General features: G+C 30.1%; 13 protein-coding genes. 2 read left to right on the top strand and 11 right to left on the bottom strand.

Annotation, left to right across the window (positions count from 1 at the left end; all coding sequences use genetic code 11):
* A complete protein-coding gene (leuB, locus tag FGQ49_RS00735; RefSeq protein ID WP_138268000.1) occupies positions 1–1,071 on the top strand; it encodes a 3-isopropylmalate dehydrogenase in 1,071 nt (356 codons plus the stop codon).
* Between the two features lie 66 nt (positions 1,072–1,137).
* Here the strand turns inward: leuB and FGQ49_RS00730 are convergent, their stop codons facing one another.
* The 11 genes from FGQ49_RS00730 to FGQ49_RS00680 form a co-directional block, all read right to left on the bottom strand.
* The gene (locus FGQ49_RS00730; RefSeq protein ID WP_138267999.1) at positions 1,138–2,652 is read right to left on the bottom strand and encodes a leucine-rich repeat protein; all 1,515 of its coding nucleotides are present in this window, start codon (positions 2,650–2,652) and stop codon (positions 1,138–1,140) included.
* 243 nt (positions 2,653–2,895) lie between these two features.
* Positions 2,896–3,450 carry a manganese efflux pump MntP gene (locus FGQ49_RS00725; RefSeq protein ID WP_138267998.1) on the bottom strand — a complete coding sequence of 185 codons (555 nt, stop codon included), beginning with the start codon at positions 3,448–3,450 and terminating at the stop codon, positions 2,896–2,898.
* 194 nt (positions 3,451–3,644) lie between these two features.
* The gene (locus FGQ49_RS00720; RefSeq protein ID WP_138267997.1) at positions 3,645–4,286 is read right to left on the bottom strand and encodes an HAD family hydrolase; all 642 of its coding nucleotides are present in this window, start codon (positions 4,284–4,286) and stop codon (positions 3,645–3,647) included.
* Complete coding sequence (locus FGQ49_RS00715; protein WP_138267996.1) at positions 4,286–5,155, bottom strand: DNA-3-methyladenine glycosylase family protein; 870 nt, start codon at positions 5,153–5,155, stop codon at positions 4,286–4,288. The genes FGQ49_RS00720 and FGQ49_RS00715 overlap by 1 nt, the downstream gene beginning before the upstream one ends.
* Positions 5,133–5,867 (bottom strand): tRNA1(Val) (adenine(37)-N6)-methyltransferase, encoded by a 735-nt coding sequence (locus FGQ49_RS00710; protein ID WP_138267995.1) that lies wholly within the window; start codon positions 5,865–5,867, stop codon positions 5,133–5,135. Before FGQ49_RS00710 ends, FGQ49_RS00715 begins: the two co-directional genes overlap by 23 nt.
* 82 nt (positions 5,868–5,949) lie before the next feature.
* The gene (locus FGQ49_RS00705) at positions 5,950–6,585 is read right to left on the bottom strand and encodes a phosphatase PAP2 family protein (protein ID WP_138267994.1); all 636 of its coding nucleotides are present in this window, start codon (positions 6,583–6,585) and stop codon (positions 5,950–5,952) included.
* 81 nt (positions 6,586–6,666) lie between these two features.
* Positions 6,667–7,779, bottom strand: coding sequence for a S1C family serine protease (locus FGQ49_RS00700; protein WP_171020544.1), 1,113 nt, complete (start codon positions 7,777–7,779; stop codon positions 6,667–6,669).
* Between the two features lie 9 nt (positions 7,780–7,788).
* Positions 7,789–8,577 (bottom strand): MBL fold metallo-hydrolase, encoded by a 789-nt coding sequence (locus FGQ49_RS00695; protein WP_138267993.1) that lies wholly within the window; start codon positions 8,575–8,577, stop codon positions 7,789–7,791.
* A gap of 84 nt (positions 8,578–8,661) precedes the next feature.
* Positions 8,662–9,924 carry a UDP-N-acetylglucosamine 1-carboxyvinyltransferase gene (locus FGQ49_RS00690; RefSeq protein ID WP_138267992.1) on the bottom strand — a complete coding sequence of 421 codons (1,263 nt, stop codon included), beginning with the start codon at positions 9,922–9,924 and terminating at the stop codon, positions 8,662–8,664.
* A 90-nt stretch (positions 9,925–10,014) separates the two neighbouring features.
* Positions 10,015–10,869 (bottom strand): PHP domain-containing protein, encoded by an 855-nt coding sequence (locus FGQ49_RS00685; protein WP_138267991.1) that lies wholly within the window; start codon positions 10,867–10,869, stop codon positions 10,015–10,017.
* A 9-nt stretch (positions 10,870–10,878) separates the two neighbouring features.
* Positions 10,879–12,942: a U32 family peptidase gene (locus FGQ49_RS00680; protein ID WP_138267990.1), complete on the bottom strand. Its 2,064-nt coding sequence runs from the start codon at positions 12,940–12,942 to the stop codon at positions 10,879–10,881.
* A gap of 164 nt (positions 12,943–13,106) precedes the next feature.
* Between FGQ49_RS00680 and FGQ49_RS00675 the strand changes: the two genes are divergently transcribed.
* A complete protein-coding gene (locus FGQ49_RS00675; RefSeq protein WP_171020543.1) occupies positions 13,107–15,470 on the top strand; it encodes a SpoIIE family protein phosphatase in 2,364 nt (787 codons plus the stop codon).
* The last annotated feature ends 23 nt before the right edge of the window (positions 15,471–15,493 follow it).

Raw genomic sequence — 15,493 nt, 5'->3', positions numbered from 1 at the left:
ATGGAATTTAATTTAGCGGTAATAAAAGGGGATGGAATAGGTCCTGAGGTAACAGCTGAAGCTGTAAAAGTACTAAATAAAATAGGAGAAAAATATTCTCATACATTTAAATTTGCATATGTTAGAGCAGGCGGAGACGCAATCGACAATTGCGGTGAATGTCTACCAAAAGAAACAGTACAGCTTTGCAAAAACTCTGACAGCGTTATTTTAGGTGCTGTGGGAGGTCCTAAATGGGATAATCTTCCAGGAGATCAAAGACCTGAAAAAGCATTACTTGGCATAAGAGAATCCCTAGGATTATATGCAAACCTTAGACCTGCAATAATACATAAAGCTTTAAGCGATGCTTGTCCTATAAAGAAAGAAATTATAGGCGACAGCTTAGATATTATGGTTGTAAGAGAACTTACAGGCGGTATCTACTTTGGAGAAAGGGGATATAGAGAAGGTAAATACGGAAACGAAGCTTACGACACAGAAAGTTATTCAGAAATGGAAATAAGAAGAATAGGTAAAATTGCATTTGAAACAGCAATGGCAAGAAACAAAAAACTTGCAAGTATTGATAAAGCAAACGTACTTGAAAGCAGCAGACTTTGGAGAAAAATCATAACAGAAATGAGCAAAGATTATCCGGAAGTTGAAGTTACACATATGTATGTTGATAATGCAGCTATGCAGCTTGTAAGAAACCCTAAACAATTTGACGTTATTGTAACATCAAATATGTTCGGTGATATTTTATCAGATGAAGCAAGCCAAATTACAGGTTCTATTGGTATGCTTCCATCAGCAAGTCTTGGAGAAAATTCTTTTGGAATGTATGAACCAATTCACGGTTCTGCTCCTGATATTGCAGGTAAAAACATGGCTAACCCTATTGCAACAATTCTTTCAATGGCAATGATGCTTAGATATACATTTAACCTTGAAGAAGAAGCAAGTGCAATCGAAAATGCCGTAACAAAGGTTCTTGATATGGGATATAGAACTCCTGATATAGTAAGCGAAGGCACAAAAGAAGTCGGCACAAGACAAATGGGTGATTTAATAGTAGAAGCGATATAAAAACTCTGAAAGAGTGTTTTATAATTTAATTATAATGAGCAAATAAAAAAAGACCGTTAAGAAATCTTAACAGTCTTTTTTATTTTTATATATACTTAAACTTCCTACCATGATTATAGATACCATAAGTAAAATAATATAAGCCGTAACATTGTTTTCATCTGACGTATCGACAGAAGAAGACACAGTTTTGTCAGCTTTGCTGTTTACCTTAATATCAGTGCTTACGCTGTCATTATTAATATTGCTGTTATCTGTTTTATCATCTTCTTTAGGCGGAACATAATCAGGGTTCTCATATCCGCAAACACTGCATTTTCCGTCTACATAATTATGTGCTTCAAATACGGCAGTAACAGTTACATCACTGTTCGGCATTTTAAATGTAGTTTTTACTGCCTTTTCATCAGTAAGACTAATGCCGTTCCCGCTTGTTATCTGCCATGAAGTAAAATGTCCGTTCTCATCATTATTATCTACACTTATGCTTACATCTGCGCCTTCTATGTAATTTCCGCTTCCGCTTCCGTTTTCAACGGTTAATTTATATATTCCTGCTTTAATTAAATTTTCATAGTTACTCCATTCTGCTTTATATAAGTCAACACTTGAAGAAGGAACATAAATATTAGAAAGACTGCTGCAATCAAGGAAAACATTGTCTCCAAGAGATACAGGCGTTTCACTCATTAAATAAATTGTATCAAGCAATGTGCAGCCTCTAAATGCAGTAGTATTGATTGAGGTTATACTATCCGGAATGATTATTTCATTTAAGGAAGTGCAGAAGGCAAATACAGAACTTCCGATTGAGGTTACACTATCAGGTATGGTTATTCCGCTTAAGGATACACATCCGGAAAATGCAGAAATCCCTATTGAAGTTACACTGTCTGGAATATTTATTTCTTCCAGTGCTATACATCCATTAAATGTCCAGTTTGCAATCGAGGTTACACTATCCGGCCAAGTTATTGTTTTTAAGGACGTACAACTTTCAAATGCAGAACTTCCGATTGAAGTTACACTGTCAGGTATGTTTATTTCCTTTAAGGAGGTACAGTAATCAAATGCATTATGTCCTATTGAGGTTACACTATCTGATATGCTTATTTTTTCTAAGTAAGTACTGTTGTAACATGCATAATGTCCAATTGAGGTTACACCATCCGGTATATTTATTTCCTTTAAGGCATTACATTCGGAAAATGCATATTCTCCGATTGAAATTACGCTGTTCGGTATATTTATTTCATTTAAGGATGCACATTGATAAAATGCCCAATGTCCGATTGATGTAATTGCATAATTAGTAGTCGAATTGGAAGAATCTTTTATTTCTCCCGTTAAATCAATAGAAGTAAATCCTGCATTTCGATTATCTCCAATAGCCAGATTTGTTCCCTCTGCCGTTACATTGCCTATTACCAATTGATCATCTTCGCTGTTTGTCAGCGTTTTAGCTTCTGAATCATAAATCCAATCTCCATTTGCAGCAAAACTTTCCTTCGGCATAAAAAGGAATACAAAGGTAAAGCATAAAATAAGCATAAATGAATATTTAAGTATTTTCTTTTTCATGGCTTTCTCCTTTTATTAATAGATATAAAGCAAATTTATTACAATCATTAACTTTAGTTAAAGTATTTTTTTTGTTTTATTATTTATTAATTCTCTCTTTATAATATTTTATTTATCATAAAATATATAAATTTTTATTATTATATCATACTTTTCTGTTTATGTATATCACCCGTTTTAAAGGAGAAATGGGTATCTTAAACACTCAAAAAAAGAATATAAGGTTAAACCCCTATATTCTTTCTATAAAATTCCAAGATGTTCAAGCAAAATTTTAATCCCCATTAAAACAAGAATAATACCCCCAACAAGTTCGGCTCTTTGTTTATATTTTTTACCAAAAATATTACCAACTTTTAAGCCAATCATTGATAATATAAATGTCGTACAACCTATTATAGATATTGCTAAAAATATATTTACGTTTAAAAATGCAAAAGTAACCCCTATTGCAAGAGCATCAATACTGGTTGCAACTGCGAGTGGAATCATTGTTTTAAAATCAAACCTTGAATCAAGATTTTCTTCTTTTCTTGACTCCATTATCATATTAAAACCTATAAAACCAAGAAGAATAAATGCAATCCAATGATCAAAATCCGTTATTATATTTTTAAAATAATAACCAAGATAATAACCTATAAGGGGCATTAAAGCCTGAAATCCACCAAAGTATACTCCAACAGTAAGATAATTATTACTTCTTAATTTCCTTGTAGAAAGACCTTTACAAACAGATACCGCAAATGCGTCCATAGAAAGACCTACACCGATTATAAACAGTTCAATTAAATTCATCTTTTTCCTCTCATTACAAAATTCTATTGATAAAAAAAGAGACCTATCCGTTAAAAAACAGATAAGTCTCATCGTTTAAAATAAAGCCAGGAATTTCTTTCCAATATGTTGACTTTATTACGCCTTCACGCCGATTACTCCCTTACGAATTAATACTATATCATATATAAAATATTTTGTCAAAATAAAAAGATCTATAGCTTAATTTCTCTTAATGAGTAAATATATTTATCGGTTATTTTTAAAATCTCTTCTTTATGTTCTATACTTTCTTCTTCTTCAATTGTATAAGTATACATATTAGCAGCTTTTCCTGCCATTGTTCCTGCAAGAGAATCTTCCACAACTATGCATTCTTCAGGATTTATATTAAGCTTTCTTGCAATGTGCAAAAATATATCAGGGTCAGGTTTGCTTCTCTTTACGCAGTTAGCGGTAACAACTAAGTCAAAAACACCATGCAAACCTTCTTTATCTAAGAAGCTTTTTATAAGCTCCATTGTGTTGTTTGTCCCAATTGCAAGCTTATAACCTTTTTCTTTAGCTTCTTTTATAATCTCTTTTGCACCATCTCTTAATATATCTTCGGTTAAATAAAGTTCATTTACTATATCTACCCATTCCTTAATAATTTCTTCAATACTTTCTTCAACCTTATATACCTCTTTTGTCGCCTGAGCAGCCTCTTCAATACTCATAGGTCTAAAGTCAATATCTTCTATTGAATATTGTATACCTCTTCTTTCGTTAAAAAAGATATCATCCACTTTTTGCCAGAGAGGAAGTGAATCAACTAAAGTTCCGTCAAAATCAAATATTAATAATTTCTTTTTCATTATTTCTCCTTTGAAGTTTCTCTTTCATAATAAAATAAATACTGTTGTGCAATACCGGCATATTCACCCCATTTACTCTTAGCAAGGTTAAATCCATTTTCAAAAGTTAAATCAGTAAGCCCATATCTATTTAAAAATATTCTCTTAACCCATACATCCATAGGGCAAAGTTCTAATCTTTTTAGGGCAAATAACAAAATACAATCCGATACTTTCTCTCCAACCCCTTTTATTTTCATAAGTTCTTTTTTAGCTAATTCAGTATCCAATTCACTTATCTTTTCAAGGTCAATTTCGCCTGTGTTTATTTTATGTATGGCATCAACTAAATATTTATCCCTAAATCCCATTTTAAGTTCATGAAATTCTTCTTTTGTTACGTCTTTTAAATCTATATAACTTGGGAAGGAATAATACTTTTTACCCTTATACTCTATTTCTTTTCCATATCTTTCACAAATAAGTTCTATTATAGCCTTTATTCTTGGGATATTATTATTTGCAGAAATTATAAAAGAAATAATTGTTTCAAATAAATCCTGTTTTAAAATTCTTATACCATTTCCGTATTCTATACATTTTTCTATATGTTCATCTGTATTTATCTTTTTATCTATTTCATTATAATCAAGATCAAAATCAAAATATATTTTTAAGAAAGAATCAAAATACTCTTTTGTTGTATCATAAAATGTAAACTTTCCGTCTTCTTCTTTTATGTGAATTACTTTTCCATTTACAACGCCGATAAATTCATCTTTTTCCAATTCATTCCATCTAAAACATTGCCCACATTCAAAGGTCTTTTTCAAATTAAAATGGTCAACATCAGTTAGTATTAAATCGTTATTTATTTGTTCTATCTTCATAGTAATACTCCAAAAATTCCTTTGTATATTCGTTTTGTTCGTTATACATTACAAGAGGAGGCAAAATATTTAATCCGCTTTTTCCTCCTTTTACGGCTTTAAGCAAAAATAAATTTGAATTTTTCTCTTTCTTTGGATAAATAAACTGAACATCTTTAACAGCAAATCTATACTCTCCAAGTATTTTCATAATTTCTTCAAATCTATTTGTTCTATGTACCAAGAAAAACTTCCCTTTGTCTTTTAACAATTTTGAAGAAATTCTTACAACATCTTCAAAACTACATAATATCTCATGCCTTGCATAACTTTTTTTATCATTTATGCTTACTTCTCCGCTATTCACTTTATAATAAGGCGGATTTACAGATAGACTATCAAATTTATTATATAAACTTTTATCAATGTTATTGATATTTTGGTTTATTATTTCAATATTGTCAATATTATTATAGTCAAGAGATTTTTTTACTACCATACACATTTCTTCATCAATCTCAACTGCTTTAATATTTTTATTTCCTCTTTTTGCATATACAAGAATCGGTATAACGCCGCTTCCCGTACATAAATCAATATAACTATCCTTTTTATTTATATATTTTGATGTAAAATTTGCAAGGAGTACGGCATCTATGCCGAAACAAAAAGTATCAGTATCTTGATATATATAATAATCTTTTATTTGCAAATCATCTAATCTTAAATTCATATTGTTCTCCTTAAGGAAATATTATATCATACCATAAATATAATTACATCAATTATAAATAAAAGAACGTCAAAGCGTTCTTTTATATTTTATATACAATTTTATCGGTAATATCAGTAAACACAATTAAATAAGAAAGTGCAAGAGCAAACCCTGCAATAACGTCGCTTGAATAATGCACCCCAAGATAAATCCTGCTTACTCCTATTAATATAATAAGAGAACATATTAAAATACTTCCAAAAAATTTAAACCAAAATCCACCGTTGCTTCTTATAAGAAGATAAAGTAGAAATCCGTAAAATGCTAATGAACACATTGAATGCCCGCTTGGGAAACTAAACCCACTTGCTTCTGCAAGTCTTACAACGGCAGGACGAGGTCTTTCTATTATAAACTTTAAAGCTTGGTTTAAACATACAGCTCCCAGTATATTTACTATTGATAATATTATTTTTTTCTTATCTTTCATAAGCATAAAGATTAAAATACAAAGAGGAAATATTACTTCAATAGAACCAAACCTTGTAATAAACCTAAATATCTTTGTAGTTTCAGGTGATGTAAAAGAAGATACAAAATTATAAACCATAAAATCAAAATTATTAAGGTCATTTACACTAAGTTTAATACATAAATAAAGAAACAACCCAAGACCAATTATTGCAACAATCCATTTTATATAACTTTTCTGCTTTCTATTTATAACCTCTTTCATGATAACACCTCTTTTTTATTTTACCACCAATAGGAGCTTTTATAAAATTCTTTTTCAATAAAAAAACAGCCCTAAAGCTGTTTAATTATTTCCTTTACTTAATACTACTTCAACTGTCTTGCTTTTTCCGTCTCTTTCGTAAGTAACTTTAACTTTATCTCCGGGGCTATGATAATAAAGCTGTTCTCTAAAATGAAGCATATTTTTTATTTCAACATTATTAACCTTTGTTATTATGTCATTTTCTTTTATACCGGCATTATCAGCACCCATTCCATTTACAACACCGACAATTAAAATTCCTTTTTCCAAATCTATATCTTCTGAATAATATCTTGCGATTTCTTTATCTACACCTTCAATTCCCATAACCGTAGGAACGAATTCTCCCTCTTTTTTTATGTGTTCTATAATTGGTTTGGCAATATTTATCGGAATTGCAAAGCCAAGCCCTTCTCCGGACTGAATTTTATAAGTATTTATTCCAACAACTTCTCCTGCAAGATTTAATAAAGGACCTCCACTGTTTCCTTCATTTATTGAAGCATCTGTTTGAATTAAATCTTCAGCAACTGTTGAAGAATCTACAGCAATACTTCTATTAAGGGCACTGATTATCCCCTGTGTTACGGTTCTTTCAAAAGTTAGTCCCATTGGATTTCCTATTGCAATTGCAGTCTGACCTATATTTATTTTTTCACTGTCCCCTAGTTTTACAACAGGCAAATTCTTTGCATCAATTTTTATTACTGCCAAATCAATAGTAGTAGATGAATATATTACCTTCGCATCAAAATTTCTTCCGTCTTTTAATGTTACGTTTATTTGTTTTGGATTTTCACTTACAACGTGCTGATTTGTTAGTATTAGACCGTTTTTATCTACAATAAAACCTGTTCCAATTCCTCCAACCTCAGACTCTCTATCAAATATATCTTTTGTTACCGAAACTGTTTCAACACCTACAACAGCTGGAGTAACACTTTGCGCAACTTTTTCGGTAGTAGACTCCTTAAGTGTAACGCTTCCTGAAGAATCATCTGTTACTATTTCGCTTTCCATACCCAGTTTTTCATCAATTAAAGCATTCATCCTCATATTAGTTATAAAAAAAGCTAATGAACCGAATATAATCCCACCTATAATTAATCCCAAAAAGAATATGGTAAGTCCGCTTTTCCCCTTTTTTTGCATATTGACCTCCTAACAATGAATAGTCCCATTAATACCTATTCTGTTTGCAACATCTAAAACAAAATCTTTTCCCTCAATGGCATCATTGCTTTTTGCAACGTCTTTTACCGTTTCAAAAGCAACAGAAGAAAGATTATTTTCTTCGCTTAAATGTCCAAGCCTGATTCTTTCTGTCTTTCCTTTTATAAGCTCACTTAATACTTTACCGCTGTCTGTATTTGAAAGATGACCGAAAGGCGATAAAATTCTTTGTTTTAATTCAATTGGATAAGACCCATTTTTTAGCATTGTTTCATCATGGTTTGCTTCTAAAAAAACAAATTTACAATCCTTAAGCTTATTTATTACACTTTCCATTATCATTCCCATGTCTGTTGCCACGCCAATTTTATTTTTACCATCATCAATAGTAAATCCAACAGGAGCAACAGCATCATGAGGAATAGAAAAGCTATCAATTAATAAATCATTTATATATAGTGGTCTTTCTTCTTCTATTCTGTATATATTATCTCCTTTAACATTTCCTATCTTTTTTAAAACCGAAGGGCAAGCATCCTTTTGAATATAAATAGGTATATCGGCTTTTCTTGATAATACACCTGCACCTTTTACATGATCAGAATGTTCATGAGTAATAAGTATTGCATCTATATCATGAATATCTACATCAATCTTTTTAAGCTCATTTATTATATGTTTACCAGCAAGTCCTGCATCTATTAAAATTTTTGTATTTTCACTTTCCACAAGCAAACTGTTTCCCTTTGATGAAGAAAAGAGATTTGTAAACTTCAATTTATTCTCCCTTTCATTTTATGTAATTTATATATATTTATTATATAAAATAAAATCCCCTTTATATTTAGGGGATTAAATATTTTATGAATCAACTCTTTCTATATCGGCACCTAAATTTCTAAAGTTCTCTTCTATATTTTCATATCCTCTATCAATATATTTTAAATTAGTAACTTCAGTAGTACCTTTAGCAACAAGCCCTGCCAATATCATAGCAGCACCGGCTCTTAAATCAGTTGCTTGAATTTTTGCACCGTAAAGTTCACAAGGACCTGTGAATACTGCTGTATTACCATTTACCCTTATGTTTGCGCCCATTTTTTGCAGTTCTGTTACATATCTAAAACGATTTTCAAATATGCTTTCAGTAATAGTACTTACTCCGTTTGCCAAACACATAAACAGTCCCATAGGTTGTTGTAAATCTGTTGGGAATCCAGGATATGGTAGAGTTTTAACATTACAAGGTTTAATGTATTCTCTTCCTACTACTCTAATATTATCATCTTCATCAACCGTAACTTCAGCACCCATTTCTATTAATTTAGCTGTTATTGAATCAAGATGAGGTGGGATAACATTTTTAATTAAAACGTCCCCCTTTGTTGCAGCAGCAGCAATCATATAAGTTCCTGCTGTTATTTGATCAGGAACAACAGAGTATTCACAACCATGAAGTTCTTCTACCCCATTTATTCTTATTACATCAGTACCGGCACCTTTTATGTTTGCTCCCATTAAATTTAAGAAGTTAGCAATGTCAACAACATGAGGTTCTTTTGCGGCATTTTCAATAACCGTTAGACCATTTGCCTTTACTGCTGCAAGCATTATATTAATTGTTGCCCCTACGCTTACAACATCCATATAAATGTTTGTACCTTTAAGTCCGTTTGGAGCTTCTATTTTTATTGAACCTTTAACATCAACTTTTGCCCCTAACGCTTCAAAGCCTTTAATATGTTGATCAATTGGTCTAGCACCGATATCACATCCTCCAGGAGGTGGAAGTTCAACGCTTCCGTTTCTTCCTAGTAATGCACCAAGCAAATAGTAACTTGCTCTCATTTTTGTGCTTTCTTCTGCAATTTCATCACTTGTGCAATCTGCAATATTTGTTGTGTCTACACTTAAACCTTTTGATGTCTTTCTGATTTTTGCACCAAGTTTTTTCATAATACTTATATAGTTTCTGATATCTTGAATATCAGGTAAATTCTCAATAATAAATTTATCGCTGGCAAGAACTGTTGCCGGAAGAATTCCAAGAGCCGCATTTTTTGCACCTGTAATTGTAACTTCTCCAGATAATCTGTTTCCGCCTTTTATAATAATTTTTTCCATTCTATTTTCATCCTTTAAATTCTTTTTACTTTAACTTTAGTATTATACTAAAATTTACTTTAAAAATAAAGACTAATAGCTAAAAACCAACTAAAAACATGGGTTAGGCTGCAATTTTGCATAGTTTCTTGTTCTTGAAAGTAAGTTTGTTTGTGATAAATCTACCGTAGGAGTTCCTACAAATCTTGTTGTATAAACACTTCCGTGACAATCGGAGCCTCCACTTACTATTAAATCATGTTTTTTACAAAAATCAAAATAATATTCATTTTGTTCCTTTAAAGGATTATAAGTGCTGTAACACTCGATACCGTCAATTCCCATTGAAAGATAATTTTCAAGCATATCCTTTGGCATTACATTTCCCGGGAAATAATATGATGGATGAGCAAGAACTGCTACACCTCCCGCCTTTTTAATTGCTGCTATAATTTCTTCTGAAGATAGCAAATCTTCTTCTTTTGGAACGGGAACTTGAGCTTTAATTGCATTAAAAGGTTCTATTCCCTTACATACGTTTTTCTCTGCAAGATAATTCATAATTGGAAGACCTGCCATTTCCTGCATTTTATATATATTGTATTCTTCCAAACTTACATTATCATATCTCTTTGCGCACCAATTTATTATTCTTGTATCTCTGTTTTGTCTTACTCTTTTTGTTCTTGTCATTGTATAAGTAAGATCTATATCATCTATATCAATATCATAACCTAAAATATGAACTTCTTTATCATAAGACTTTGAGCATATTTCAGTTGCCCTGATTAAATTTATTCCTTCTTGTTTTGCAAGATATTCTGCTAATTTAACGTTTGAGATACTGTCATGATCCGATATAGCACAGTATTTAACTCCTGCTTTTTTTATATTTATTACAGCTTCTTCGCTATCCCAACTCCCGTCAGATGCGTTAGTATGAATATGAAAATCAACTTTTTCCATAGTTACCTCCTATAATAACTTCCTAAAATAACAACCTTTAGTACTTTCTGCTAATCTTTCTTTTTTCAAATATTTATCAATTACAATATCAACTTCTTTACTATTCTCGTTTGTAAATAAGAATACTCTATCAATATTATCCTTTAGTTTATCTAATTTGTCAAATATACATACGGGATATGTGTTGAAAATTTCACTGGTTTGTCCGTTACATTTAACTTTAAATTTTTTACCCATTCTATCCGTAAGGCTTTTATTTTTATTGCAATTCTTACATCCTACTTCTTCATTAACGGGACAGTTTCTTACAGTCATTAGAGGTAAATATCCATAAACTATTACAGATAAAGGAGTATTTGTTTTTATTTTATTTATATTATTTACGGTATTTTCAAAAGATAAAGTAATATTTTTTAAATTGTTAATATTTTTCTCAAGTATATCTATGCTGTATGAATTTGTTATATTACTGCCAAACCCACTATATACATCAAATCCTTTTTCATCGGCTAAGTATATTTTACCTATGGTATGAGATAAGGCTTTGTTTATTCCAATCTCTTCTACAGTATCAAGCATTGACTCTATATTATCTTCCCTGTCAAAATAAATTCTTGGTATTTCTACCCCAAGCTTTTCACTATACTTTTCTATTACATCTTTAGATATATTTTTAACTTGAAATAATGGAACAAATATAATATCAAAGTAATTTAAAACTTTATTTGTTAATAAATTTATATTACTTAATACAGCAATATTTTTATGTTCTCTTACAATATCTTTCTTATTAATCTTCGTTAACGTATCTATATCATAAGTTTTAAACCTGTTTAGTCTTATACTGTCCATTTCTTTTATGGCATTTCTTCTCATTTCATTAATAGCTGATACCGGAATAAAAATATTATCATCAGTATTTCCATCCATTTTATCTACGTAATATATACTTTCACCAAACTTACTTAAATTCTTTTCTATATTTTCTTTTAAAGTAGGTTTATTTTTCGCCTGCTCTATTATAGGACCAAACTGTTCTACCGATACCCCTTCTTCATCGGTTACTTTAACATATGCTTTTTCACCTAAAGAAAAGTCATAAGTCACATTAACTTTAACTTTTTCTTCTTCAATATCCATATTTTTAATTTCTTCACTTATTTGTTTAGTATAAGATTTATCTTCTTCGCTTCTTATACCAAACATATCATTTCTTTTTCCTGTTATATATCCATCTGTAAAACCGCTCCTTGAAAATACACTTTCAAGTTGTCTTTTATTATAATATCCTTTTTCAACTTCATCTTTAACGGCACAAACAACGCTTTTCACATATTCGTTGCTTTTCATTCTTCCTTCTATTTTTAAAGATGCAATACCCATTTTTGCAAAAGTATCAATATAATCTATGTAACAAGCATCTTTCAAAGATAAGTTATATCTGTTTTTATCATTCACATAAAAAGGAAGCCTGCATACCCCTGCGCATAAACCTCTGTTTCCACTTCTTTCTCCAAGAGCAGAAGAAAAATAACACTGTCCAGAAACGCTCATGCATAACGCTCCGTGCATAAATATTTCAACTTCAATATCTACTTCATCAAGTATTCTTTGAATTTCCACAAGAGATAATTCTCTTGATAACACAACCCTGTCAAAACCCATTTCCTTTAGCTTTTTCGCATCACTTACATTATGAACGCTAAGCTGAGTTGAAGCATGAAGAGGAACATGAGATATTTGCTTTAATATGTTTATTACTCCAAGGTCTTGAACTATAATAGCATCAAAGCCGGCTTTATTAATCATTTCAACTTCTTCGATTAACTTTTCTATTTCATTATCATAAACAAGAGTATTTAAAGTTACATGAGCTTTTTTACCTCTTAAATGGCAAAAATCAACCGCTTCTTTTACCTCTTCAAATGTTGAAAAATTCTTCGCATTTCTTCTTGCATTAAAATTACCAAGTCCCAAATATACACTATCCGCACCGCTTAATACCGCTGTTTTTAAATTTTCAAAATTACCCGCAGGTGCTAAAATTTCTATTTCATTTCCATTTACTAACATGATTTTATCCTCTAAGTTAATTTACACTGTAAGTATATAATATTAGCAAATTAAATACAAATACTTAAAGGGTTTTTTATTTTTTTTAGTTTTATTCTTTTTTTCATCAAATTTCACCAACGAGGCTTTTTATAATTTTTATATAACTTATGGGAGGCTTTAATATGATAAGTAGAGAAGGTATACTAAAAATCAACAATACATACGCTGAAAATTCAAAAAATAAAAGAAAAGAAAATAAATTTTTAACTTATCGCAATGTTTTTATGCTTGTTATGTCAATATTAAATAGCTTTTGTATTTTCTTTTCTTATACTTTGCCGTTTGTCTTTGGATTTGGTGCTTTTATAATTTATAAAAAGGAATTAAATAATTTACCTTTAATCATTATGACAGTGTTAACGGCTTTTACTTTAAATATAACATCAGCTTTTAGATTAATTATTGCATTTTGCTTTATGCTTATTGTAAATCAAAATTATATAGTAAATGAAAATAAAAGCACATATTCTGTTATATGTGCCCTTATTACTTTGTTAAGCGGTTTCTTTGTTAATTATATTTTTAAAAACCCACCCATTAACAATGTTTATTCATTAATTGAAAGTTTAAGTTTAATATTGGTATTTTTTGTTTTTAATACCTCTTATAATCTTATAGAAAATTTTGATTTAAAAAAAGAATTCTCCTCTTTTGAAGCAATAAGCCTGTCTATTATTTTTTCAATAATAGTACTGGGGTTAAGTGATATAAAAATATTTACAGTTTCCATTGCTCTTATTATAACCTCTTTTATGTTGCTTTTTGTATCTACCTACTTTTCATTAAGCCTTTGCCTTAGTTTTTCACTTATAGGAAGTATTCTACTTACTCTAAAAGGTGGATACAGCACTGATATAATTTTAATTTTTACAGTAGCTACTTTATTTTCTTCAATGACAAAAAATTTATCAAGAGGAATAAGCACCTTGGTATTTATATTTACTACTCTTACCCTTTCTTGCTATGTAAATAAAAGTATTATGTTTACTATCCCGGTAATTGATGTATTAATTGCAGGTATTATTTTTCTTATTGTATCAACAACTTTTAATCAAAAAATTTTAAATTTGGTAAATATAAAACAAAAAGATTTTCACGGAAATATATTTAATAGTGCCATAAAAAAAGCAATAAAAGAAGAAATTGAAAATAAGAAAAACATGATAAACGAAGTAAGTTATAACATAACCTTAGAGGAAGAAGAAAAAAATGAGAATATAACAAAAAGCATTTGCAAAGTTCTAACTGCCGACATATGCACAAACTGCGAAAACTTTGCTAAGTGTTGGAATGAAGACGGAAAAGAAACCTTTGTAAACTTTTCTCAAGTAATACTTGATACATATAATGGTAAAATAACATCAAAAAAAGATTTACCAAAAAGTTTTGTAAATAAATGCAAATATAACTTCTTTATTTTTAAAAGCGCATCTTACTTGTGTGACAATCTCAAAATAAAAAAAGATTACAAAAATAAACTTTCTAAATTCAAAGAACTTATGAAAATAGAATTCAAAAGCATAAATAAAACTTTAGACAATATTTATACAAACATAAAAAAGGGATTAAATTACTTTTCAAAAGATGAAGAAAATATAAGAGAAAGCCTTTTTGCTATGGGAATTATAGTAAAAGAAAGTGTAGTCTTGGAAGATTTTCAGGGAAAAATGAGAATATACATTAAAACAAGCAAACGACTATCCTCCGAAGAATATAGAATAACCGTACCTTTACTTTTAAGTGAGATATTAGATAAAAACATCATGTATGATTATGATTCTTTCACGGAATCCTCTCTTGAAGCTTTTGAATATACTTTTACGGAAAGAATGCCTTTCTCTTTAAGCGTTGGAATTAAAAGAGGGAAAAGAAACGATAAAGAGAAATGCGGAGATAATTACTCAAATATAATTCTTCCTACAAACAAACATTTAATTGCCCTTGCCGATGGAATGGGAACGGGAGAAAAAGCAAATATGCAAAGTGAAAGAGTGTTAAATCTTCTGGAAGAAATGCTTGGATGTGAAAGCGAAGAAATTGACAGCATAAACACTATAAATACAATTTTATCTCTTGAAGAAAAAGAAGTTTTTTCTACACTCGATATTATACTTTTTGATTTATTTACAGCAAAAGCTGAATTTATAAAAGCAGGAGCAACTGAAAGCTACTTAAAAAGAGAGGGTGAAGTAACCAGTCTTTCTGCCCAAGCTCTTCCAATAGGAATAATAGAAAATATAGATATAGCAAAAGAGACCATAAAATTAAAAAACAATGATTATATTTATATGGTAAGTGACGGCTTTTTAGAAGCATTTATGAACGATAGAGAACTTATAAAAGAAAAAATCCTTAACATGGAATATAGAAATCCTCAAAAGATTGCTGATGAACTGTTTAATGAAGCTTATGCAAGAAGTCTTGGAAAGCTTAAAGACGATGTAAGTATAATTGTAGTTAAAGTAAGAGAAGAATTATATGAATAAGAAAACGAGTATAACACTCGTTT

Origin of the sequence: Anaerofustis stercorihominis, from assembly GCF_005844425.1 — a bacterium.
Taxonomy (GTDB): Bacteria; Bacillota; Clostridia; order Eubacteriales; family Anaerofustaceae; genus Anaerofustis; species Anaerofustis butyriciformans.
The sequence above is the reverse complement of the archived record's forward strand: the minus strand, read 5'-3'. Positions and strand labels throughout refer to the sequence as shown.